The organism is Nocardiopsis sp. NPDC050513, from assembly GCF_044457925.1.
In the GTDB taxonomy this organism is placed as follows: Bacteria; Actinomycetota; Actinomycetes; order Streptosporangiales; family Streptosporangiaceae; genus Nocardiopsis.
On record NZ_JBITHK010000001.1, the window covers coordinates 367,927 to 389,725 of the forward strand.

The 21,799-nt window shown below is 71.0% G+C and carries 19 protein-coding genes and 2 tRNA genes; 12 read left to right on the forward strand and 9 right to left on the reverse strand.

Going from position 1 to position 21,799, the window contains the following annotated elements; translation table 11 throughout:
• The first annotated feature begins 473 nt into the window (after nt 1–473).
• Complete coding sequence (locus tag ACIBFB_RS01540) at nt 474–1,397, forward strand: hypothetical protein (RefSeq protein ID WP_397224973.1); 924 nt, start codon at nt 474–476, stop codon at nt 1,395–1,397.
• Nucleotides 1,398–2,482: 1,085 nt separating this feature from the next.
• On the opposite strand, the gene ACIBFB_RS01545 is transcribed toward ACIBFB_RS01540, so the two are convergent.
• Both ACIBFB_RS01545 and ACIBFB_RS01550 read right to left on the reverse strand, forming a co-directional pair.
• On the reverse strand, nt 2,483–2,725 hold the full coding sequence (locus tag ACIBFB_RS01545; RefSeq protein ID WP_397225422.1) for a DUF2087 domain-containing protein: 243 nt from the start codon (nt 2,723–2,725) through the stop codon (nt 2,483–2,485).
• A 69-nt stretch (nt 2,726–2,794) separates the two neighbouring features.
• On the reverse strand, nt 2,795–3,361 hold the full coding sequence (locus ACIBFB_RS01550; RefSeq protein WP_397224975.1) for a TetR family transcriptional regulator: 567 nt from the start codon (nt 3,359–3,361) through the stop codon (nt 2,795–2,797).
• A gap of 102 nt (nt 3,362–3,463) precedes the next feature.
• Between ACIBFB_RS01550 and hisN the strand changes: the two genes are divergently transcribed.
• The 5 genes from hisN (at nt 3,464) to ACIBFB_RS01575 (ending at nt 8,008) form a co-directional block, all read left to right on the forward strand.
• On the forward strand, nt 3,464–4,264 hold the full coding sequence (hisN, locus tag ACIBFB_RS01555; protein ID WP_397224977.1) for a histidinol-phosphatase: 801 nt from the start codon (nt 3,464–3,466) through the stop codon (nt 4,262–4,264).
• 65 nt (nt 4,265–4,329) lie between these two features.
• Nucleotides 4,330–4,854, forward strand: a complete 525-nt coding sequence (locus ACIBFB_RS01560) for a hypothetical protein (RefSeq protein ID WP_397224979.1) — start codon at nt 4,330–4,332, stop codon at nt 4,852–4,854.
• 135 nt (nt 4,855–4,989) lie between these two features.
• The gene (locus ACIBFB_RS01565) at nt 4,990–6,234 is read left to right on the forward strand and encodes an ABC transporter permease (RefSeq protein ID WP_397224981.1); all 1,245 of its coding nucleotides are present in this window, start codon (nt 4,990–4,992) and stop codon (nt 6,232–6,234) included.
• Between the two features lie 10 nt (nt 6,235–6,244).
• Nucleotides 6,245–7,288 carry a peptidase M23 gene (locus tag ACIBFB_RS01570; RefSeq protein ID WP_397224983.1) on the forward strand — a complete coding sequence of 348 codons (1,044 nt, stop codon included), beginning with the start codon at nt 6,245–6,247 and terminating at the stop codon, nt 7,286–7,288.
• Nucleotides 7,289–8,008 carry an ABC transporter ATP-binding protein gene (locus ACIBFB_RS01575; RefSeq protein WP_397224985.1) on the forward strand — a complete coding sequence of 240 codons (720 nt, stop codon included), beginning with the start codon at nt 7,289–7,291 and terminating at the stop codon, nt 8,006–8,008.
• 241 nt (nt 8,009–8,249) lie between these two features.
• On the opposite strand, the gene ACIBFB_RS01580 is transcribed toward ACIBFB_RS01575, so the two are convergent.
• From ACIBFB_RS01580 to ACIBFB_RS01590, 3 genes are all read right to left on the reverse strand, one after another.
• Nucleotides 8,250–8,326: transfer RNA gene (locus ACIBFB_RS01580), tRNA-Met, on the reverse strand.
• A 333-nt stretch (nt 8,327–8,659) separates the two neighbouring features.
• Nucleotides 8,660–8,736 (reverse strand) — tRNA-Met (locus ACIBFB_RS01585).
• A 203-nt stretch (nt 8,737–8,939) separates the two neighbouring features.
• On the reverse strand, nt 8,940–11,921 hold the full coding sequence (locus tag ACIBFB_RS01590; RefSeq protein ID WP_397225424.1) for a UPF0182 family protein: 2,982 nt from the start codon (nt 11,919–11,921) through the stop codon (nt 8,940–8,942).
• 293 nt (nt 11,922–12,214) lie between these two features.
• On the opposite strand from ACIBFB_RS01590, the gene ACIBFB_RS01595 reads away from it, so the two are divergent.
• The gene (locus tag ACIBFB_RS01595; protein ID WP_397224987.1) at nt 12,215–12,751 is read left to right on the forward strand and encodes a PPA1309 family protein; all 537 of its coding nucleotides are present in this window, start codon (nt 12,215–12,217) and stop codon (nt 12,749–12,751) included.
• A 136-nt stretch (nt 12,752–12,887) separates the two neighbouring features.
• Here the strand turns inward: ACIBFB_RS01595 and ACIBFB_RS01600 are convergent, their stop codons facing one another.
• From ACIBFB_RS01600 to ACIBFB_RS01610, 3 genes are all read right to left on the reverse strand, one after another.
• Nucleotides 12,888–13,976 carry a PDZ domain-containing protein gene (locus ACIBFB_RS01600; protein WP_397224989.1) on the reverse strand — a complete coding sequence of 363 codons (1,089 nt, stop codon included), beginning with the start codon at nt 13,974–13,976 and terminating at the stop codon, nt 12,888–12,890.
• Nucleotides 13,977–14,031: 55 nt separating this feature from the next.
• Entirely contained in the window at nt 14,032–14,469 is a 438-nt protein-coding gene (locus tag ACIBFB_RS01605) for a molybdenum cofactor biosynthesis protein MoaE (protein ID WP_397224991.1), read from the reverse strand.
• 116 nt (nt 14,470–14,585) lie between these two features.
• Nucleotides 14,586–15,653: an NAD-dependent epimerase/dehydratase family protein gene (locus tag ACIBFB_RS01610; protein ID WP_397224993.1), complete on the reverse strand. Its 1,068-nt coding sequence runs from the start codon at nt 15,651–15,653 to the stop codon at nt 14,586–14,588.
• Nucleotides 15,654–15,776: 123 nt separating this feature from the next.
• Here ACIBFB_RS01610 and ACIBFB_RS01615 point away from each other — a divergent pair, with 123 nt between their 5' ends.
• The 3 genes from ACIBFB_RS01615 (at nt 15,777) to ACIBFB_RS01625 (ending at nt 18,631) form a co-directional block, all read left to right on the forward strand.
• Nucleotides 15,777–17,192, forward strand: a complete 1,416-nt coding sequence (locus tag ACIBFB_RS01615) for a zinc-dependent metalloprotease (RefSeq protein WP_397224995.1) — start codon at nt 15,777–15,779, stop codon at nt 17,190–17,192.
• Between the two features lie 3 nt (nt 17,193–17,195).
• The gene (locus tag ACIBFB_RS01620; RefSeq protein WP_397224997.1) at nt 17,196–17,768 is read left to right on the forward strand and encodes an NUDIX domain-containing protein; all 573 of its coding nucleotides are present in this window, start codon (nt 17,196–17,198) and stop codon (nt 17,766–17,768) included.
• 518 nt (nt 17,769–18,286) lie between these two features.
• A complete protein-coding gene (locus tag ACIBFB_RS01625) occupies nt 18,287–18,631 on the forward strand; it encodes a hypothetical protein (protein ID WP_397224999.1) in 345 nt (114 codons plus the stop codon).
• 206 nt (nt 18,632–18,837) lie between these two features.
• Here ACIBFB_RS01625 and ACIBFB_RS01630 read toward each other — a convergent pair whose 3' ends face one another.
• Nucleotides 18,838–19,788 (reverse strand): alpha/beta fold hydrolase, encoded by a 951-nt coding sequence (locus ACIBFB_RS01630; protein WP_397225001.1) that lies wholly within the window; start codon nt 19,786–19,788, stop codon nt 18,838–18,840.
• A 189-nt stretch (nt 19,789–19,977) separates the two neighbouring features.
• On the opposite strand from ACIBFB_RS01630, the gene ACIBFB_RS01635 reads away from it, so the two are divergent.
• Nucleotides 19,978–20,925 carry a helix-turn-helix transcriptional regulator gene (locus ACIBFB_RS01635; protein ID WP_397225003.1) on the forward strand — a complete coding sequence of 316 codons (948 nt, stop codon included), beginning with the start codon at nt 19,978–19,980 and terminating at the stop codon, nt 20,923–20,925.
• Between the two features lie 189 nt (nt 20,926–21,114).
• Complete coding sequence (locus ACIBFB_RS01640; RefSeq protein ID WP_397225005.1) at nt 21,115–21,759, forward strand: LysE family translocator; 645 nt, start codon at nt 21,115–21,117, stop codon at nt 21,757–21,759.
• Nucleotides 21,760–21,799: the final 40 nt, after the last annotated feature.

Consider the following 21,799-nt stretch of genomic DNA (forward strand, 5'->3'; position numbering starts at 1 on the left):
GCACGTCCGTCACCGGAAAGGGGGTCTACACGCTCACTGCCCGCTCAGCCACAGGGGGGTTGGGGAGGCCTGACCGGTACAGCACCACAGGGGGTGTTGCGCAAAGCATTCCTGCCCTGCTCGGCTACAGGGGGGTTGGGGAGGCCCGACCGGCACAGCACCACAGGGGGTTGGGCAAAGCATTCCTGTCCCGTCCAGCCTCAGGGGGGTTGCGCAGAGCGTCCCCCGCGCGCCTCGCTACAGGGGGTTCGAGGGCCACCCTCCCTGCCCCCAACCACAGGGGGGTCAAGGGCCACCCTCCCTGCCCGCCCAACCACAAGGGGGTTGAGCACACCCTCCCCGCCCCGCCCAACCACAAGGGGTCCGCCAACACCCGACCGCTTCAGTGCCACATGGGGGTTTCGGGCCACACGGTCACTACGACATTTCCCGAATCCCCAGATTCAGGCGGTCACCCTCGGTAGTGTCCTGCCATGCCAGGATTCGACCACGAGCTTCAGGTGCGCCTGTTCCACAACCGTCCCGAGTTGGCCCCCGCCATGCTGCGGGACACGATCGGTTTCCCGGTACCCGACTACGCGCACGCCGAGCTCGGCTGTACCGATCACACCAAGCTCAAGCCCGTGCCGTTCAAGTCGGATGACGTAGTCGTCCTCTACGACCGCAAGGGGATCAAGGTGATGGCCATCATCGCCGAGGTCCAGCAGAAGAAGGACCACGACAAGCCGTACACCTGGCCGTTGTACGTGGCCACCGTGCGGGAGATCCTGCGGTGTCCGGTCAGACTGATGGTCGTCTGCCCGGACAGCGGCACCGAAGAGTGGGCGCGAACTCCCATCGAGTTCGAGGCGGGTGGGGCGGTCTTCACTCCCGCTGTACTGGGACCGACCAACACCCCGGTCATCGACGACATCGACCAGGCCCGGCGCCTACCGGAGCTGTCAGTGCTGTCCGCCGCCGCGCACGGCGACAATCCCGCAGTCCTCAAAGCAACCGAATCGGCCCTGGACGCCCTGCCCGAACACACCAGGCTCATTTACTATGACTTCATCGAGGCCAAGCTCAGCGCGGCGGCTCGACAGAAGTGGGAGGAACTCATGGCGACCGGAACCTACGAGTGGCAGAGCGACTTCGCACGCAAGTACGTCAGCCAAGGACGCGAGGAGGGCCTCGCGGAAGGCCGTGAGGAAGGCCGCGAGGAGGGCCGGCTTCAGGGCCAGGTGGCGGGCTTGATCGAGGGCGAACGGGCCGCCCTGCTGCGCATTCTTCATGTGCGCCGCCTCCCGGTCTCGGACACCGCCCGCGACCGCATCAACCAGTGCGTGAACCTCGCTCACCTGGAGATCTGGATCGACCGGGCGGTCACGGTCACCGACGTCGACCAACTCTTCGACTGATCGTGTGCGCTTGACCGACACGCCATCGGATCGGGGGCTGCTGTCCGCGCGCTGCCGAGCCCTGTGGCTGGGGGTCGGGTGTTCCCGAACTCCCGCATGGCTGGGCGGGGCGGGGAGGGTGTGCCCAACCCCCTTGTGGTTGGGCGGGCAGGGACGGTGGCCCTCGAACCCCCCTGTGGCCAGGCGCGCGGGGGACGCTCTGCTCAACCCCCTGTGGTGCTGTACCGGTCGGGCCTCCCTAACCCCCCTGTAGCTGAGCAGGGCAGGGATGCTTTGCGCAACACCCCCTGTGGTGCTGTACCGGTCAGGCCTCCCCAACCCCCCTGTGGCTGGACGGGACAGGAATGCTTTGCCCAACCCCCTGTGGTGCTGTACCAGTCGGGCCTCCCCAACCCCCCTGAGGCTGGACGGGCAGGGAGCGTGTAGACCCCCTTTCCGGTGACGGACGTGCGGACCGGTGTGGGGCTTGGGGCCGATGTCTGCTGAACCGTCCACCCCCCGCTCCTGGGGCCGGGGGTGTCATCACTTCGGAATCACGTTCCCACGTGGTGACCGCCGCCTGCATATCTGTGGACCGCCAGCGGTGACCATAGGTGAGGGACCTCGCCCTCCGGAACGAATTCGCTGCGCGAACACGCCCTCCGGACGAGCCACACCCCCACCGGTGACCGGGGCAGGAAAACACCACACCCAACCCCCTATGGACCCGAGAACAGGTCGACGCAACCCCCCTTCGGTGACTCGGGGCGGGCACGCACTTGCCAACCCCCCACCGGCGACCCGGAGCGGTCGCGCCTACCCCAACCCCCCAGGGCGAACGAGGTGGGAGAATCTGCGGCCAACCCCCTGGGGCGAGCAGGGAGCGAGAGTTTACAGCCACCCCCCTGGGGCGAACGAGGCGGGAGAGTTGGCGGCCACCCCCTGCGGTCAGCCGACCAGGAACGGCCACCCCCCGCGGCACACGGCCCCGGGCGGGCCCACCGGCGACCCGGAGCGGGCGTGCCTACCGCAACCCCCCGGGGCGAGCAGGGAGCGAGAGTCGGCGGCCACCCTTCGCGGTCACCGGGTGGGTGGGCGAAGGGGGCTCAGTCCTCCAGGTCGACGGTCCCTCCGCAGCGCCAGTACCGCGAGCGGTCCCTCTCCATGAAGCCCTCGTCGACCAGGCAGTGCCGCAGAACCGACAGGTCCGCGCTGAACCCCAGCAGCACCGCGTTGACCTGGTCCTCCGTGTACCGGACGCCGGGCTCGAAGGCGCGCGCCACCTGGTCCAACAGCACCAGCCGCTCGGACCGGCGCACCGGAAGCGCCGTGATCCGCCCGTCGGACATGTACTCCCGCAGCACCTTCCGCCGGTCCCGTTCCGACAGCGACTCCTCCCACACGATCGGCACCCTCTCTCAGCGGCTCACCAACAGCATCCCGTGCACCACGCGTTCCACCCGCTCCGCTGCCTGTTCCGGGTCGATCGGCTGCAGGGCGTAGGAGACCGTCAGCCGCACCGCCACGTCGGCCACCACCTCGGCCAGGGCCGCGTCCGCCCCCGGACAGCGCTCACCCAGCCGCCACGCGATCCGCTCCCCCATCACCTCGAGGAGCGGCGCCGACCGCGTCGTGAGCACCGGCAGCAGGTCCCGGTCCCCCGTGACCACCGCCCGCATCAGCGGGTTGTCCCGCGCGGCGAGCAGCACCAGCCGCGTTGCCCGGCTCACCGCGTGCGCCGGGTCCTGTTCCTCCGCCTCCAACGACCGCACCACGGTGTCCAACAGACCGTCGACCTCGCGGACCACGACCGCCTGGAGCAGCCCCTCCTTGCTGCCGAACACGTTGTACAGGGTCTGCCGGGACACCCTGGCCGCCGCGGCGATGTCCGCCATCCGCTGCCCGGGCCACGACCCGCCCACGACCTCGGCGTAGGCGGCGTCCATCAACCGCTCCCGCGCTGACGTCCCCCTCTCGGTCTCCATGCCCCCATTCTTCCCGTCCCGCCGCCCGTGTGACTAACACTCTGGTCACGCGGGAGTGCCCGCATCGCCACGGACACCCCCGGCGAGGTAGCGTTACCGGCCATGGCGTCCTTTGACGATGATCTGCGGCTGGCCCACGTGCTCGCCGACGCTGCCGACGACATCGCGCTCAAGCGGTTCCGCGCGCTCGATCTGGTGGTCGACACCAAGCCAGACCTCACCCCGGTGACCGAGGCCGACCGCTTGGTCGAGGAGACTCTGCGCGGTGTGCTCTCGCGTGCGCGCCCCCGCGACGCGGTCGTGGGCGAGGAGTACGGCAAGACGGGCAACAGCAACCGCGTGTGGGTCATCGACCCCATCGACGGGACGAAGAACTACGTCCGCGGCGTCCCCGTCTGGGCGACCCTCATCGCTCTGCTGGAGGGCGACCGGCCGGTCGTCGGCGTGGTGTCCGCCCCAGCGCTGCACCGGCGCTGGTGGGCCTCCAAGGGCGGCGGCACGTGGTCGGGGCGCAGTCTGTCGAAGGCGTCGCGCTGCCAGGTCTCCAAGGTGTCGGAGCTCGCCGACGCCTCGTTCAGCTACTCGTCGCTGACCGGCTGGGAGGAACGCGGCCTGCTCGACTCGTTCCTCGGCCTGACCCGTTCGGTCTGGCGCACCCGCGCCTACGGTGACTTCTGGTCCCACGTGATGGTCGCCGAGGGCGTCGTGGACGTGTCCGCCGAGCCGGAGCTCTCCCTGTGGGACGCCGCCCCGCTGCCGATCATCCTGGAGGAGGCCGGCGGACGGGCCACGAACCTGCGGGGCGAGGACTTCGAGGACGGCGGCCCGCTGGTATGCAGCAACGGCGTCCTCCACGATTCCGCCCTGACCTGGCTCAACGGCGGACCCATACCCGTTCGGTGACGTTCCGCATCGTTTCTGCGACGTTCCACGCTTCCACTGATACGCAACGTAGTAACCTGCCGGGTGTGCAGACCTCCACACCCCTCCTGGCCGCGCTGTGCGGTTCGGCTCTCCTGCTCGTCGGCTGCGGCGGCGGGCACGGGCACTCCCCCGAAGAGCTCGACGCGATGATCGCCGACACCGTGCGTGCCTCCGCAGCGGCGGACCCCTCCGCGCTGCCGGACGCCGTGTTCGACCCTGACGCCTTCATGTGCTCCCCCGCCGTGGACTCACCCGCGTCGGACACCTGGCGCACGGAGGCGCCCCGTTCCGGCGTCACGCCGGGCGAACCGGTGCGCCTGGGGGTACTGGCCGACGCGGACACCGACGTCTCCGGCGTGACCGTGACCGTCCGCGCCGCCGACGGGACCTCCTCGTCCGCCGACGCGGACCTCGTCCGGGAGTCCTGGTCCCACGTGGACTATCCCCAGGACTTCTCCCTCGCCGACGGCGGCTCCCCCGACGCCCCCACCCAGGGTGTCCATACCGTTATCTGGTCCGACAGCGCTTCCGGAGCCGCTCTGACCTGCGACGGCTTCACCGTGGAGTGACGCCCGGCCGCAAACCCCTCCCCACGGTGAACCGAAACCCGTGTTCCCCACGTTGGGTGTCGTGAAACCACCCGATTCACGCGGGCCCGGCCGCCGCACCGACGGCGCCGGGCCCCACACACGGGAAGGGGCCGAATGCTACGTTCCCTCACAGCCGGGATCGTGCTCGCCTTCGCCGGTTCCCGGGCCAACATCGCCCGGACCATCCTGTCCTGCGCGGGCGTCGTCATCGGCGTCGGCGCCCTGATCGTCGTGGTCATGGCCAGCGACTTCGGTCAGCGCTACGCCGTGGCCTACAGCGAGATCCAGGGCGGGCTCCCCGCGACCCTCGAGGTCAACGTCAGCGGTGACATCACCGACCGCGGGGCCCTGGAGGAGGACATCCTCCGCTCCGGCGGAGAGCAGGTCTCCCTCTACCAGATGCCGGGGAACCCCATCCAGATCCGGTCCGGCGACGCGACCGTACCCGACGTGGAGTTCCGCGGCGTCGACGTCGAACTCGGCGACATCCGCCGCCTCAACATGGCCCGGGGACGCTGGTTCGCCGAGGAGGACACCGGGTCCCTGGCCCCCGTCCTGGTGGTCAACGAGTCCCTCGCCAGCCAACTGTCCGACGTCACGCAGGTGCAGATCGGCCAGGACCAGTGGGTGGACGCGCGTGTCGTCGGCGTCATCGCCGACACCAACCTGGACTTCGCCTGGCAGACCGCCTACCTGCTGCGTTCCCCCGCCACCGAGGAGATGCTCTTCGCCCCGGCGGAGTCCGAGGCCCCCTCGGACGGCTTCATGGCCTTCGGCGGCGAGAACACCTACGTCGTGCGCCTGGACCCGGAGCACCCTGGTGTCGGGGAGTTCGGCGAGGGCTTCGCGCGGACGCTGGCCTCCGCCGGTTGGCGCTGGGGGGTCGACGACCCCGAGTCCGTCTACAGCTACCGCGTGGACAGCGCCGACCTGCTGGAGGAACCCCTCCGGTACATGACCTGGGGGCTCCTCGGCATCGCCTTCATCACCCTCGGCACCGGCCTGCTCGGCGTGCTCAACGTCGGGCTGGTCACCGTGCGCGAGCGCCGCCGCGAGCTGGCCACCTACCGCGCCCTGGGCGCCAGCCGGTTCACGCTCTTCGTCGCCGTGGTGATGGAGGCCGTGGTCGTGTCGGTCGTGGCGGGCGTCCTCGCGCTCGCCGGGTGCTGGGCGCTGGCCGCCCTGGGCTCCACGGTCGTCACCGAACTCGATCTGGTGCCGCCCGGCGTCGACGTGCGCGTCCCCGCCGACGGGGTGCTCCTCGGGCTGGGCAGCGCCGCCGGCGTCGGACTGTTGGCCGGGATCATCCCCGCGGCCCGGGCGCTGCGAGCGTCCGTCGTCGCGGGACTGCGCGAGTAGGAGACTCAAGATGAGCAAGAAGAAGTGGATCATCGCCGGTACCGGGCTCGTGCTCCTCGCTGGGATCGGCGGCGGCGCCTACGTGGTGCTGCCGCGGGTGCTCGGCGGTGGCGGCGGCCCGGAGATCCCCATGGAGCAGGCCGCCCTGGAGTCGAGCGTGCCGTTCACGGTGGAGCTGGGCTCGATCAGTTCGGTGATGGTGCTGGACGCCACCGTCCGGGCCGCCCCCGGCGAGGACGTCGCGGCACGCAACGGCGGCACGGTCACCCGCGTCTGGGTGGGCGACGGCACGCCGGTCGAGAACGGCGCCCCGATCGTGACCCTGTCCGTGCCGGGTGCGGGCGGGGGCTCCGAGGGCGGGGACGGCGCGGAAGCCCCCGCCGCGCGCGAGGTCACGCTGCACGCTCCGCGCGCGGGTGACGTCTCCGGGCTCGGCGACCTGCGCAACGGGGACATCCTCGAACCGGGGGCGGTCGTGGCCACGGTCGCCCCGGACGAGTTCCGGGCCGTCGCGTCCATCCCGTCGAACGACCTGTACCGGTTCGGGGACGAGCCCCGGGACATAGAACTGAGCATCGACCAGGGCCCCGCGCCCGCTCCGTGCGAGTTCGTCTCCCTCGGCCCGGCCGACCAGAGCCCGTCCGGCGGCGCCGAGGGCGGCGAGGGTGCCGAGGACGGCGCGGGCGGCGGTGGAGGGGGCGGCGGCACCGAGCTGGTCTGCCGCGTCCCGGCGGACGTGGAGGCCTACGAGGGCGTCCAGGGCGAACTGTCGGTGGCCGTGGACGACGTCTCCAACGTCCTCGCCGTCCCCGTGACCGCCCTGCGGGGAAGCGCCGACGAGGGCGAGGTCGTGGTCGTGGCCGAGGACGGCTCCCAGGAGACGCGTCCGGTCACCCTGGGCGTGTCCGACGGATCGATGGTCGAGGTCGTCGAGGGCCTGAGCGTGGGCGAGCAGATCCTGGACCCGGTTCCGCTCGACCCCCGCTTCGACGTTCCCGGGGGGCCGGACGAGGAGGAGTTCTCCGAGGACGAGTTCTTCCTGGAGGCGGAGTAGATGTCGGTCGACGTACCAGCGCCGGAGGCCGCGCGTCCCCCCGCCGGCACCTCAGCACTCCTCCGTGTGGACCATCTGACCAGGCATTTCACGGTGTCGGGCACCCGCATCGACGTGCTGCACGACTGCACGTTCGAGGTGGCCCGCGGCGAGGTCGTGGCGATCGTGGGACAGTCCGGCTCGGGCAAGTCCACCCTTCTCAACATCCTCGGCCTGCTCGACAAGCCCAGCAGCGGCACGTACACGTTCGGCGACGTGGAGACCACCCGTCTGGGCGAGGGACGCCGGTCGCGGCTGCGCGGCGAGGGCATCGGCTTCGTCTTCCAGCAGTTCCACCTGCTGGAGCGGCGCAGCGCCCTGGCCAACGTCGGCGTGCCGTTGGTGCTGGGCGGGGTCCCGCTGCTGCGACGCCGGTCCCGGGCCCGCGAACTGCTGGAGTCGGTCGGGCTGGGCCACCGCCTCAACTCTCACCCGCACCAGCTGTCCGGCGGTGAGCAGCAGCGTGTGGCGCTGGCCCGAGCGCTGAGCCGGGAACCCGCGCTCATCCTCGCCGACGAGCCCACGGGCGCCCTGGACGCCGCCAGCAGCGCGATGATCATGGACGAGCTCCTGGGGCAGGCCGAACGGCGCGGCGCGGCGGTGGTCGTGGTGACGCACGACCCCAAGGTCGCGGAGCGGGCCGACCGCGTGGTCGAACTCGTCGAGGGCCGCACCCGCTGACCTCTCCGTGTCCGGGCCGTGGCGGCGACGCCGCGGCCCGGTTCCGTTCCGCGGAAGGAAATGGTCCGGAGTCCGGGGCTGTTTCGCCGCGCCGTCGGAAGTGTCCGGGAAATGCGAAGATCCGGGGAAGTCGAAACCTCCGAAACCGGTCCGCGTTCGCTCAGGGGTAGATCGATCCCGCGAAAATGCGGGAGGCCGGTGGGTAAGGAAGCTTCGCTTCCGATCCCACCGGCCTCCCGGTTGGTAGCGGGGACAGGATTTGAACCTGCGACCTCTGGGTTATGAGCCCAGCGAGCTACCGAACTGCTCCACCCCGCGTCGTTGATCCCTACTTTAGGGGGTTTCCCCCCGGGTGGCAAATCGGTTTTCTCGAACCGATCGGGATCCACCCCGGCCTGATCCTCCGACCCGGCCTTCGCCGATCCTACCAGGACGCCAGGCCCGGAACGACCACCGCGAGCGGCCGTCACCGCCCCCGCCCGGCCGAATTGCCTCCGCTCCGCGGCCGGAACGACGCACCGGGCGAAAAGCACCGGACCCGGGATTTCTCCCGGACCCGGATTCCCCCCGGCGGCTTCGGGGCCGCCCCGCGAAAATGCGGGAGGCCGGTGGGTAAGGAAGCTCCGCTTCCGATCCCACCGGCCTCCCGGTTGGTAGCGGGGACAGGATTTGAACCTGCGACCTCTGGGTTATGAGCCCAGCGAGCTACCGAACTGCTCCACCCCGCGTCGTTGTGTTCTCAACAGTAGCGTGTCCGGGCCGTGAACCCAAATCGAAACCACGAGACGTGGCCCACCCCGGTCCCGCTCCGGCTCCACCCCGGCTGTCCGCGGACCGCGCACCGCCCCCGGCACACGGGCGGGGCGGCGCCCGAAGGCCCCGCCCCGCCCACCGCCGTGCCGCCGGGCTTTCCCCCGGCGGACTCCGGCGGCTACTCGTTGAGCGCCTCCTCGATGGCCTCCAGGGCCTCGCGGAGGTCCTCGTTGGCCTGGTCCTGGTTCTCCTGCGCTTCCTCCCAGGCCTCGACGGCCTCGTTGAGCGCGTCGGTGAGCTCCTGGTCGCCGGACGGCTCCTCCGCCTCGGCGTCGCCCTCAGCGGGCTCCTCGCCCTCGGCGGGCTCCTCGGGGTCGGGCAGCGGCGCCTCGCCCTCGCCGAAGAGGTTGTTCAGCGCGTCCTGGAGGTTGTTGCCGATGGCGACGTCCTCACCGAACCCGACCATCACCTGCTGGAGCAGCGGGAACGAGGCCGCGCCTCCGCCGCCCGCCTGCACGTACAGCGGCTCGACGTAGAGCAGACCGCCGCCGAACGGCAGGGTCAGCAGATTGCCCCGCGTCACCTCCGCGTTCGACTGCTCCAGGGGCAGCAGGACCTCGCGGACCGCCGCGTCGGAGTCGAAGGCGTTCTGCACCTGGCCGGGACCGAAGTTGACCGTGCTGCGCGGCAGTTCCAGCAGCTGCAGCTGGCCGTAGTCCTCCGACTCCGCGTCACTGTTGACCGCCATGAACGCCGCGAGGTTCTCGCGCCCGCGCGGCACGAACGTGGTGGTCAGCGAGAAGCTGGCCGTGTCCCCGCCCGGGTAGTTGATCGTCTGCCGGTACGGCGGCATCGGGTCGTCGGTGTCCCGGGTCGGGTCCGTCGGCACCGTCCAGAAGTCCTGGCCCCCGTAGAACGCCTCCGCGTTGGTCACGTGGTACTGGCGCATGATCTCGCGCTGGACCTTGAACAGGTCGTCCGGGTAGCGGACGTGCTGGAGCAGCTCCTCGCTCATCTCCGACCGAGGGGTCACGATGCCCGGGAACGCGCTCATCCAGGTCTGGAGGACCGGGTCCTCCTCGTCCCACGCGTACAGGGTGACGGTGCCGTCGTAGGCGTCGACGGTCGCCTTGACCGAGTTGCGGATGTAGTTGACCTCGTTGCCGGGCAGCGTGCCGACCTGCTGCGCCGTCCCGTCCGTGAACGTGTCCGTGACCGCCTGGTTGAAGTCGATCGGGTTGGCGTACGGGTAGCCGTTGGACGTGGTGTAGGCGTCCACGATCCACTGGATCCGGCCGTCGACCACCGCGGGGTAGGGGCTGCTGTCGACCGTCAGGAACGGGGCGACGCGCTCCACGCGCTCCAGCGGGTCGCGCTCGTAGATGATGCGCGAGTCGCCGGTGATGGCGCTGTTGAGCAGGATGTTGGGTTCCTGGTACTTGATCGCGTACAGGACCCGGTCGAAGAAGCTGCTCAGCTGGACGCCGCCGCTGCCCTCGTAGCGGTTGTAGGCCTGGGACTGGCCGTCCTCGCCGTCCTCACCGGACCCGTTCTCGGTGGCCTCGCTGTCGGCCCCCTCCTGGGTGGCCTCGTCCTGGGCGCCTTCCTCCGTGGCGGAGTCCGCCTCCGCGTCGGTCCCGGAGTCGGACGGGGCACGGGCCTCGTCCGGCGTCGGGCTGGGCGTCGGCTCCTGCGCGTCCTCCAGGGTGGGGACCTCCTCGGTCTCCTCCTCGGGGTCGAGCGGGTAGTCGTACTCGTTCTCGGCCTGGACGATGACGTACTCGGCGCCCTCGCGGCCGTAGTAGATCCGCGGCTCGTACTCGCCGGTGACCTCGCTCAGCTCGCCCCGGGGCGGGATGTTGTACTCGGTGAAGACCGGGCGTCCCTCGGGGTCGATCAGGTTGCCCGCGGCGGCGACCATGCCGTAGCCGTGGGTGTAGATCAGGTGGCGGTTGAGCCAGTTGTCCTGGTCGGAGGGGGGACCGTCGAGTTCGCGGACGGCCACGATCGTGTCGATCAGGTTGCCGTCGGTGTCGGGGTAGCGGTCGACCTCCAGCACGTCCGGGAACTGGTAGAAGCCGCGGACCTGCTGCATCTGCTGGAAGGTCTGCGAGATGACGGACGGGTCGGCCAGGCGGACGCTGGGGATGGTGTCGGCCTCGGAGGCCAGCTCCTGCGGCGTCAGCTCCGTGGTGGCGTCGTAGTCGGTCACCTCGGCGTCGGCGATGCCGTAGGCGTCCCGTGTGTACTCGATGTTGCGCTCGATGTAGGGCTGCTCCAGGCGCAGCTCGTTGGGCCGGACCTGGAAGCGCTGGACGATCTCGGGGTAGGCGACACCGACCAGCACCGCGGACAGGACCAGCAGACCGAGGCTGGCCATGGGGACCATGGTGTTCTTGAAGTAGATGTTGGCGAAGAACAGCACGGCGCAGATGACGGAGATGACCGTGAGGATCGTCAGCGCCGTCTTGACCGCGTTCACGTCGGTGTAGGAGGCGCCGAAGGTGTAACCGCGGTCGGAGAAGACCAGGCCGTAGCGGTCCAGCCAGTACGACCCGGCGCGCAGCAGCACGAAGACGCCCAGCAGCACCGACAGGTGCACGCGGGCGGCGGGGGTGGCGCGCTGGCCGCTGTCGTTCTGGAGGCGCACGCCCCCGTACAGGTAGTGGACGATGACCGCGGCGATGAACGCCAGGATGACCGCCGCGTAGACGTACCCGAGCAGTGTCCGCAGGAACGGGTAGACGAACGCGAAGAACCCGATGTCCATGCCGAACTCGGGGTCGGGCGTGCCGAAGTCGGTCGCGTGCACGAACTGGAGGTAGGCGCGCCAGTCACCGCTGGCCGCGGCTCCGGCCAGCAGGGCGAGGGCGCCCACCGCGATCCAGAAGAACAGCTTGCGGTGCGGGTCGATCGACTGCCGGTAGCGGTCGAGTCCCTGCTGTTCCAGGCTCATGGGCCGCACGCCGGGCCGGGACCGGTAGGCGAAGAAGATGCTGGCGCCGACGATGACGGCCATGACCAACGCGGAGACGGCGAACAGGAGCACGCGCGTCCACAGCTCGGTCAGGAAGACCGTCGTGAACCCGACGGAGCTGAACCACTTGTAGTCGGTCCAGAAGTTCGCGGCGAGCGCCAGGCCCGCGATGATGACGACCACGGTCGCCGCGACAGGCGCGAGCAACCTTGATCGGCGAGGCATACGCGCAGGTGGTGCGCCGGGCGATCGGAAGCTCACGCCTCCCCCTCGTTCTGGCTTGCTAGATGCGTTCGGTGCGCGTGTGGCGCCTTGTTACTGAGAACTTATGCGGAGACCGCGAGGTTCCCGAAATCCCCCCGACCGGGTGACGAGCCGGCATCGGTGGGGTATCGGAGCCGCAACCCCCACGCCCATGGCGACCCTACTGTCCGGGAACGGACCGGCGAGGGTCCCGCATCGGTCACCATGGAAGCGTGTCGAACATTCGCGAAGCCGTCATGGACCTGGAACGCCACGCCGCCGAGCAGGGTTGGGACCGGCCGCTGGGCCTGTACGCCCTGGTGCCGACCGCCGACCTGTTGAAGGCGGAACCGGCGCTGGCCGACCTCCTGGGGATCGACTCCCCCGTCGACCCCGACGAACTGACCCCGGTCGAGCAGGAGCCGCTGCCCGACGACGTCCCCCTGGAGGAGGCGCTGGGGCGCATCCTGTGGCCGGAGGACGTGGCCGGGTGCGCGCTGGTGATGGAGCGCCTGGTGGTCAAGGGCTCGGACGAGACCCTGGCCGTGGGCGAGGACCCGGTCACGTCGGGCCGGGAGACCGAGGAGATCCGGATGGTCGCCGGGGTCATGCGCGACGGCTCGCGCCACTGCGCGATGCGGATGCGCAGCCACGACAGCGACGACAAGGTCCTCAACGGCGCCGACCTCATCCCGGCGCTGACCTCGGCGCTGGCGCTGACGCTGGACCTCGACGAGGGCGAGGGCGGCGGGCGGTCCGGGAACGGCTGAGCCGTGTCTTCCTCGGGCCTGCGCTCCGCCTCGTCCGCCCGTCGCCCGCCCTCGGCGGACGCCCGCGGCGCGGTACCCGCTCTGTCCGGACGCCCGAACGGAAACCCCCCGGGGTGACCGGACCGGGGAACGGGACCTACTCCAGGCCCTCGCAGCGGGGCAGGTCGCCCTCTCCGGTCCGGATGGTCTCCAGGGCGTCGACCGCGTCGTCGAGCGTCTCCACCCGGACCACCTCCAGCTCCCCGTAGGCGGCCGACTCGGCGACCTGGGAGCAGCTGTCGGCCGCCACGAGGAAGTACTCGGCGCCGTCGCGCTGGGCGCTGACCATCTTCTGCGGGATGCCGCTGATCCCGCCGACCTGGCCGTCCGCGCTGATGGTGCCCGACCCCGCCACCCGGGTGCCGCCGGTCAGGCCCTCTTCGCTGAGCCGGTCCATGATCCCGAGGGCGAACATCATCCCGGCGCTGGGTCCGCCGATGTCGCCGACGGAGATCTCGACGTCGATCGGGAAGTCGGTCTCGTCGGCGATGAGGATGCCCACGGCGGCGGTGCCGTCCTCGCCCTCCGCGGTGGCGATCTCGACCTCGACGGTCTCGCCGTCGCGGTCGACCGCCATCTCCACGACGTCGCCGGGCTCGCGCGCGCTCACCGTTTCCACGACGGCGGCGCTGCCCACGGCCTGTTCGCCGCCGACCGCACCGGTGTCGGTGGGAACGGGCTCGCCGTCGATCTCCACGATGACGTCACCGGGCTGGACCAGACCCTCGGCGGGCATGTCCTCGACGGTGTCCGCGACGACCGGCACGGCCTCGTAGCCGATGCCGAGCTGGTTGAGAGCGGCGGCCGTGGCGTCGGTCTGGGAGTCGTTCATCTGGACGGTCTGCCGCTCGCTGACCTCCTCGGGCGACCGGTCGGCCGGGAAGAGCAGTTCCTCGGGCATGACCGCGTTGCTCGGCGAGAGCCACCCGGTGATGACCTCCAGCGTGCTGAGCCGCCGCTGGGGGCCGCCCGCGTACTGGATGGTGACCATGGAGAGCGCGCCGTCGTGCTCGTAGGTCCGCGCTCCCTCGATCCGGATCACCGGACCGTCCTCGAACTCGCCCACGGTGTTCACCGTGACGCCGGGGGTGGCCACGATGTAGGGCATGGGGAGGTAGAGGCTGCCGACGGCCAGTCCCACGAGCAGGACGAGCGCGACAACGAGGGTCAGGACGCGACGAACCATGCCCATACCCTACGGCCGCGCGCGACCCGGGCGGCCGCCGACCGGACCCGGGCCGTTAGGGGGTGCCGACCCACTCGTCCCGGCCGTCCTCGAAGGACTGGTGCTTCCAGATCGGCACCTCCGCCTTGAGGTCGTCGATCAGACGGCGGCAGGCGTCGAACGCCTCCTGGCGGTGGGCCGCCGCGGCCGCCACGACCACCGCCGCGTCGCCGATCTCCAGGTCGCCGACGCGGTGGACGGCGGCCATCCGCACGACCGGCCGGCCGGGGACGCTGGTGTCGGAGAGGACCTTCTCCATGACGGCCCGCAACCGCTCCTCGACCGAGGGGTGCGCTGAGTAGGCCAGTCTGGCGACGTCGCGCCCGTGGTCGTGGTCCCGGACCGTGCCGATGAAGACCGCGGTCCCCCCGGCGTGGGGGTCCGCGACGGCGGCGAGGACCTCGTCGACGGACAGGGGCGTGGCGCGCACGGCGGCGAGAGTGATTTCTTGCACGACTCGACGGTACCAACCCTGACCTGCCCGGTCCCGGATTCGACGCAACCCCTGTGCGGTCCTCCAGGACGGCGCGGGCCCGCCTCGTCGTCCGGCACGAAGGCCGCGCCCGCCGGTCAGCTCCGCCCCCGCCTCCTCAGGTGGCGGATGGCGGCGGCGGTGCCGATCGCCGCCGCCGCCGCACCGGCCGCGCCCGCCGCGGTGATGGTGACCTCCTTGGCCCCCAGTTCGCGGCCGACCAGCGCGGGCTTGCCGCTCCGGTACTCCAGCAGCGCGGTGAGCACGTCGCGGTTGTCGTGGTGGGGCTTCCACCCGGCCTCGCGCAGGGCGGCGCAGTCCACGACGCAGGGGTAGACGAGGTGCTTGAGCTCGCCCTCCGCCGCCGGGGTGATCCTCGCCTGGTGGAGGCGGCGGATGGCGCCGAAGGCCAGGTTGGCGGTGACCTCGAACGACTTCATGCCGGCGATCTCCTCCACCTCCTCCTGGGTGAGGGAGCCCTCGCACGCCACCGTGACGACCCCGCCGACGCCCTCGACGCCGTGCAGGGCGCAGAACGCCAGCGCGCTCGCCAGGTCGTCGACGTGGCAGAACTGCCACCGCTGCTCGTGCCCCTTGACCGTGAGCAGGCGCGGGGCCGAGAAGTGGCGGCTGAGCAGGGTGTCCAGCCCGGGGCCGACCAGCGGCGCCGGTCGGACGACGGTCACGGACAGGCTGGGGTGGGCGCGGCGGGCGCGTTCGGCCAGCGCCTCGATCTCGGCGAGGTCGCCGGTCAGCGCGGCGCTGTTGTCGGACACCCGCGGGGCGTCCTCGGGCAGGGGCACGGGGTTGTCGGGGGCGGCTCCGTAGACCATCGTGCCCGTGACCAGGACGACGCGCGGAACGCCCGACGCCGCGGCGGCGGTCAGCACGGTCTGCGCGGCCCGGATGTTGTGCTGGCGCCGCTTGGCGGGCTTGGTGTCCAGGGAGCGGTCGTCCGCGGTGTGCACGAGGACGTCGATCCCGTCGAGCCGGGAGACGAGCGCCGGATCGCACACGTCGGCGATGCGCCACGTGACGCCGCGCAGGTCGGAGAACTCGTCGTCGATCGCGACGACCTCCCGAGCAGCCACGGAACCATTCGGCTCGGTCAGGCGTTGCACGAGGAGCCGACCCACGCCGGAGGCGGCGCCGGTGACCGCGACCACCGGGCCCGCGCCTTCGGACGGGCTGTGCTCTGGGCGAACCTGGCTGCTATCGGTATTCACTCCGGGCGACTCCCAGCTAACGTGACAGTGGAGACCAAACCTAATCCTGCCTGAGGTCTGATTGTGAGCGACCTGCCATTCGGTTTCAGCATGCCGAACGATCCCGATGACGAGTCCGGACGCCGTTCAGGCGACTCCGGCTCGGGTGCCGGCAGCGGCCGCCCGGGCGGGGGAGACTCCGGAACGCCGAGCGACTTCCCGTTCGGCGACCCACAGCAGATGGCCAACATGCTCCGGCAGTTCGCCGACATGATGTCCGCCCAGCCGAGCCCCGGCGGCTCCGGCGGCTCCGGCGAGAAGACGTCGGGGTCGGGGATCAACTGGGACATGGCCAAGAACATCGCGCGGCACACGGTGTCCCAGCACGGCGACCCGAGCATCCCCCCGCACGACTACGCCAAGGTCGAGGAGGCTCTCCGCCTCGCCGACCTGTGGCTCGACCAGGCTACCGACCTGCCGTCGGGCCTCCACACCGCCCAGGCCTGGAGCCGGTCGGAGTGGATCGAGAAGACGATGGACGCGTGGGCGCAGCTGTGCGACCCCCTGACCTCCAAGACCGTGCAGGCCATGGGCCAGAACCTGCCGGAGGAGATGCGATCGGTCGCGGGTCCGCTGCTGGGCATGGTCCAGCAGATGGGCGGCATGATGGTCAGCCAGCAGGCGGGCCAGGCCATCGGTGAACTGGCGCGCGAGGTGATCGGCACCGCGGACATCGGCGTGCCGCTGGCGGGTGAGGGCAACGCCGCCCTGCTGCCGCCCGGTGTGGCGGCCTTCGGTGAGGGGCTGGAGATCCCCGAGGACGAGGTTCGGCTGTACCTGGCCGCGCGCGAGGCCGCCGTGCACCGGCTCTACTCGCACGTGCCGTGGCTGCGCTCGCACGTGTCCAGCTTGGTCGAGGAGTACGCGTCCGGGATGTCCTTCGACGTCAGCGGCCTGGAGGACAAGCTCGGAGGGATCGACATCACCAACCCGGAGGCCCTCCAGGAGGCGCTGTCCGGCGGTATCGGCGGTGAGGGCCTGTTCCAGCCCGAGGACACCCCGCAGCAGAAGGCGGCCCTGGCGCGGCTGGAGACCACGCTCGCGCTGATCGAGGGCTGGGTGGCCACGGTGGTGTCGGACGCGGTGTCCGACCGGCTGCCGCAGTCGGGCGCCCTGGCCGAGGCGACCCGGCGGCGCCGGGCGACCGGCGGCCCCGCCGAGCACACGTTCGCCGCACTGGTCGGGCTGGAGCTGCGACCGCGCCGTCTGCGCGAGGCGTCGGCCCTCTGGACCGCGCTGGAGGACGCGCGCGGCATCGAGGGGCGCGACGCGGTGTGGCAGCACCCGGACCTCATGCCCACGGGAGCCGACCTGGACGACCCGGACGCGTTCGTCAGCGGCGGCGGGGAGTTCGGCGACGCCGACTTCGACATCTCGAAGCTGACCGGCGAGGCGGACGGGACACGGGACGACCGGAACGACCGCGGAGAGGACGCCTAGACCGTGTCGTTGCACGCGGACGCCCGGGCGGTACTGGGTGCGTGGAGCGCGCCCGACGCCCGGCAGGAGGAGCTGCGCCGGTCGTACCTGGAGCATCTGGGCGCGCACGAGGACGCGATGTGGCGCGGGTGCCTGCCCGGCCACGTCACGGCGAGTTCGGCGATCATCTCGGCGGACGGTTCCCAGGTGGCGCTGGTGCTGCACGGTGTCCACAACCTGTGGCTGCAGACCGGGGGGCACTGCGAGCCCGAGGACGCCACGCTCGCCGCTGCCGCGCTGCGGGAGGCGGCCGAGGAGTCGGGGATCCGGGGGTTGGCCCTGCTGCCCGAGCCCGTCCGGCTCGACCGCCACGCGGTGCCGTGCGGAGGCGGGAGCCACCACCTGGACGTCCAGTACGCGGCCATCGCGCCACCGGACGCCGTGCTGGTGCGGGATCCGGAGGAGTCGCACGACCTCGGCTGGTTCCCGGTCGACGCGGTGCCGGACCCGTCCGACGAACCGTGCCGCGCGCTGGTGCGGGCCGCCGCGTCGGCGGTGGCGGAGCATCTGGCCTCCGGTCGGGCGACCGGCGTGTAGGCCTCGGCGCCCCGCGCCGTCGGAAGGAACGTGCGGGTCCCCGTTCCACCGCTGGAACGGGGACCCGTGTCGTGCTGGCGGCCTCGGAGGACTGCGGTGAGGGCGAACGCAGTGCTGACCGCCCTCGCCCGGCGCTCCAGAATTGGTCTCATCTCATCTTCAGGCAAAAAGCCGACATGACGGCCCCCATGGCAAAAATGAAAAATTTCACATGTGCGACAATGTCGCATGCAGGACATTGTCACACATGCGACATTTGTGCCATACCCTTCCCTTTCGCGCATGGGTGAGCAAGAATGTCAAGTAGGAATGCAAGCGAACACACGGAGGACGGGTCACATAAGTGACAGCAGTGAGCGTGCTCACGTGGGAGCGCTGCCACTGGGCGGCGCGCCCGGCCGCACCGCCCAAAACCTCCGTTGGGGCCCTGGGCACGAAGGGCTCCCGTCGACCGAATGGGCACTGCGACAGCCGAAGGCGAGCACGCCCCGCATCGTTCTGACGCGATGGGGGTTTCCATGAACAGGAAGAGGATTGCCGGCGCCGTGTTGTCGGGACTCGCGGTTCCCGCCCTGGCATTCGGCGCTCCGGCGGCCGCCCAGACCGGCGGCCCGGCGGCCACCCAGGCCAACGCGAGCCCGGCCGTCGTCCAGCAGGAGACCACGTCGGCCACCACGCCGACCGCGGTCCCCGAGCACAAGCGCTGCCACAAGCACCGCCACCAGCACGGCGGGCACGGCAAGTCGCACCGGCACTACCACTGCCACGGACACGGGTGGGGGCACCACAGCGACGGCGGTCACGGCGGCGGACACCAGCACGACGACAACGGCGGAAACCACGGGGGCGGAGGCCACCACTGAGACGGACGCCGGAGACAGCACGCACGCGTCCGCGGAGGTTCCAACCGCGAGGTTGGGCCTCCTTCTCTTACCGCGGGCAGTCGACGGGAGCGGCGAGATGTCACGTCCACGACGGTTTCCTCCCCGCGCCCGCCTTCCGGCGGTCCAGTCGCCGATCCGGTCGGTCACCGTTCGAACCGGAGGGCACGCTCACCCCCGAAACGCCCTCAGGTCCGGACGGCGCCCTGCTTCTCCAGCCAGCCCAGAATCACCCGGTTGGTCTCTTCCGGCTTTTCCTGCTGGATCCAGTGGCCGCAGTCCAGATTGACCACTTCCACCTCGGGCACGAACTCCGCCAGTTTCTCGGACCTCGCGACCGCGTCCCGGTCGCCGTAGACCATGAGCGCGGGCTGCCGGATGACCGGGTCCACGTCCGCCAGCAGATGCCAGTTGCGATCGAGGTTCCTGTACCAGTTGATACTGGCCGTGAACCCCGTCGCTTCGAAGGAGGAGACGAAGACGGCCAGTTCGCCGTCGCTCATCAGCGGCTCACCGAGCGGTGTCTCCGCCCTGGCGAGATCGATCATCACCATTCCCGGCTGAGGCTCCCTCGGGGGTTCGTTCTTCCGGTACATGTTGCGGAGGAACTGGAATGTGTTCTCGTCGAGCACGGCGTCCGCGACGCCCGGCCGCCGGTTGAAGTGGACGAAATAGAAGTCACCGCCGAACGCGTCTTCCATGAACTCGATCCAGGGCTTCTCTCCGCGCTCCAGGTAGGGCAGGCTCAGGTTGATCACTGCGGCCACGCGGTTCGGGTGCAGCAAGGTCAGCCCCCAGACGACGAACGCCCCCCAGTCATGGCCGACGAAGACGGCGTCTTCGTATTCGTAGTGATCGAGAAGCGCGACGAGGTCACCTGACAAGTGTTCGATGTCGTAGGCCGTGACCTCGGTCGGCCGGGACGAGTTGCCGTAACCCCGCTGGTTGGGGACGATGACGTGGTAGCCCGCCGCGACGAGGGCGGGCACCTGATGGCGCCAGGAAAAGGCATGCTCCGGCCAGCCGTGGCAGAGCACCATGGGTTTCCCGGCGTTCTCCCGCCCCGCCTCGAAGACTTCGAGTTCCACACCGTTGACCGGGATGAGGGTGGGCTCGGGAAAATCGGTGGGGTCGAACATCGCGTTTCCTCTTCGTCTCTGCGTGGTGGTCAGGCGGTGAGGGTGCGCGGAGAGAGCGTCGGCGCACCCCTGGGAGGCCCGGGGTCGACGCGGTCGCGGGTGGTGGGACCCGCCGGTGGCGTCATGTCTCCATCGTGCCGAGCGAAACCGGTCACCTCATGACCGGTTTGGTGTGAAAATGTTGTCGGCATGCGAACCGACCGACTGGTGGCCGTCCTCCTCTTGCTGCAGCGGCGCGAGCAGGTGACAGCGGCGGAGGTCGCCCGAGAACTGGAGGTCTCCGAGCGCACCGCCCGCCGCGACCTGGACGCCCTGGCCATGGCCGGAGTGCCCGTGTACTCCACGCAGGGCCGGGGCGGCGGCTGGCGCCTCGTGGGCGGCGCCCGCACCGACCTGTCCGGGTTGACCGCGCGTGAGGCCCGCGCCCTGTTCCTGGTCGCCGGCCCGGCCTCGGCTACGACGCCGGCCGTCAAAGCGGCTCTGCGCAAGCTCGTCCAGGCCCTGCCCGAGCCCTTCCGGGTACAGGCTGAGGCGGCGGCGTCGTCGTTGGTCACGGACCCGCGACGATGGGGGTCGCGTCGGGTCGAGCACCGACCGCCCCGCTTCCTGGACCAACTCCAGGACGCGGTGATCCGCGGCGTCCAGGTGCGGCTCGGCTACGTCGACAGCCAGGGCACCGAGACCGACAGAACCGTCCACCCGCTGGGCATCGTCGCCAAGGGTCCGTCGTGGTACCTCGTCTGCGACACCGGGGCCGGACGGCGGACCTTCCGGATCGACCGCGTCTCGTCCGCCGACCCGACCGGTGACCCCGTGCACCGGCCCGCGGACTTCGACCTCGCCGAGAGCTGGCGCGAGATCGCCGACGAGGTCGACCGCAGGCGAACGCCCCTGGAGATCCAGGCGGTATGCGCGCCCCACGGGATGGGTCTGCTCCGGATGGTGCTCGGCGATCGGCTCCAGGTGGGCGGCTCCACGGCCGACGGCCGCATCGACGTCGTGATCCGCGGCCACAACGAGTACGCGCTCGCCGGCGAGCTCGCCGGACTGGTCGAATGGCTCGAGGTGACCGGCCCCGCGGGTGTGCGCGACCACCTGGCCTGGATCGGCGACGCGCTCGTCGAGCGATACGGCTGAGACCCTCCCCGGGTCGTCCGCCCGGCCGGCCGGGGACCGGCGGGCGGGACACGTCCTCCGCGCTCCCGCCCCGTCTCGGCGACGCGGTCGCGCGGCGCCGCCCCGGACGGGCTGAGTTGCCCGCCCGGACCGGACACGGATCCCTCGCCGCCCTTGTCGGCCCCGCCCGCCCGGTGCCAGGATGTGCGGATGCTGACCACCCTGATCGCGTTCACCGGTGCGGCGTTCGTCATCGCGATGGTGCCGGGCCCGAGCACCGCCGTCATCCTGCGCCAGGCCGTGCGCGACGGCCGCCGGTCCGCGCTGGCCGCCGTCCTGGGCAACGAGACCGGGGTGGTGTTCTGGGGCGTGGCCGCGGCCCTGGGCCTGACCGCGCTGGTGACGGCGTCGGCCGTCGCCTACGAGGTGCTGCGGTGGGGCGGTGCGGCGGTGCTGCTCTGGCTCGGCGCCCAGTCGCTGGTCGCCGCCTGGCGCGGTCGCGGCGGGGCGGCCTCCGAGGAGGCGAAGCGGCCCGCGGACGCGCGGCCCCGACGCCGGGTGTGGACCTCGTACCGCCTCGGGCTGCTGACCAACGTGGCCAACCCCAAGGCCGCCGTGTTCGCGGTGTCGTTCCTGCCGCAGTTCGTGCCCTCCGACGCCGCGGTACTCCCGTGGCTGCTGGGCCTCGCGGTTCTGTGGGCGCTGGTCGACCTCGTCTGGTTCGGGCTGCTCGTCGGCGTGGTCGGCCTGGTCCGGGATCTGCTGGCGCGTCCGGCGGTGCGGCGCGGCATGGAGGCCGTCTCCGGAACCGTCCTGGTCGGGTTGGGCGTTCGGGTGGCCGCCGAGGCCCGCTGACGGTCGCGGGTTCCCGTTCCGATGTCCGGAGCGAGAACCC

Coding starts and splice junctions, on each gene's coding strand:
- ACIBFB_RS01600 (WP_397224989.1), bottom strand. CDS start 13,976: ATGGTTCGTCGCGTCCTGACCCTCGTTGTCGCGCTCGTCCTGCTCGTG.
- ACIBFB_RS01625 (WP_397224999.1), top strand. CDS start 18,287: ATGAACAGGAAGAGGATTGCCGGCGCCGTGTTGTCGGGACTCGCGGTT.
- ACIBFB_RS01565 (WP_397224981.1), top strand. CDS start 4,990: ATGCTACGTTCCCTCACAGCCGGGATCGTGCTCGCCTTCGCCGGTTCC.
- ACIBFB_RS01635 (WP_397225003.1), top strand. CDS start 19,978: ATGCGAACCGACCGACTGGTGGCCGTCCTCCTCTTGCTGCAGCGGCGC.
- ACIBFB_RS01570 (WP_397224983.1), top strand. CDS start 6,245: ATGAGCAAGAAGAAGTGGATCATCGCCGGTACCGGGCTCGTGCTCCTC.
- ACIBFB_RS01545 (WP_397225422.1), bottom strand. CDS start 2,725: ATGTCCGACGGGCGGATCACGGCGCTTCCGGTGCGCCGGTCCGAGCGG.
- ACIBFB_RS01630 (WP_397225001.1), bottom strand. CDS start 19,788: ATGTTCGACCCCACCGATTTTCCCGAGCCCACCCTCATCCCGGTCAAC.
- ACIBFB_RS01540 (WP_397224973.1), top strand. CDS start 474: ATGCCAGGATTCGACCACGAGCTTCAGGTGCGCCTGTTCCACAACCGT.
- ACIBFB_RS01640 (WP_397225005.1), top strand. CDS start 21,115: ATGCTGACCACCCTGATCGCGTTCACCGGTGCGGCGTTCGTCATCGCG.
- ACIBFB_RS01550 (WP_397224975.1), bottom strand. CDS start 3,361: ATGGAGACCGAGAGGGGGACGTCAGCGCGGGAGCGGTTGATGGACGCC.
- ACIBFB_RS01575 (WP_397224985.1), top strand. CDS start 7,289: ATGTCGGTCGACGTACCAGCGCCGGAGGCCGCGCGTCCCCCCGCCGGC.
- hisN (WP_397224977.1), top strand. CDS start 3,464: ATGGCGTCCTTTGACGATGATCTGCGGCTGGCCCACGTGCTCGCCGAC.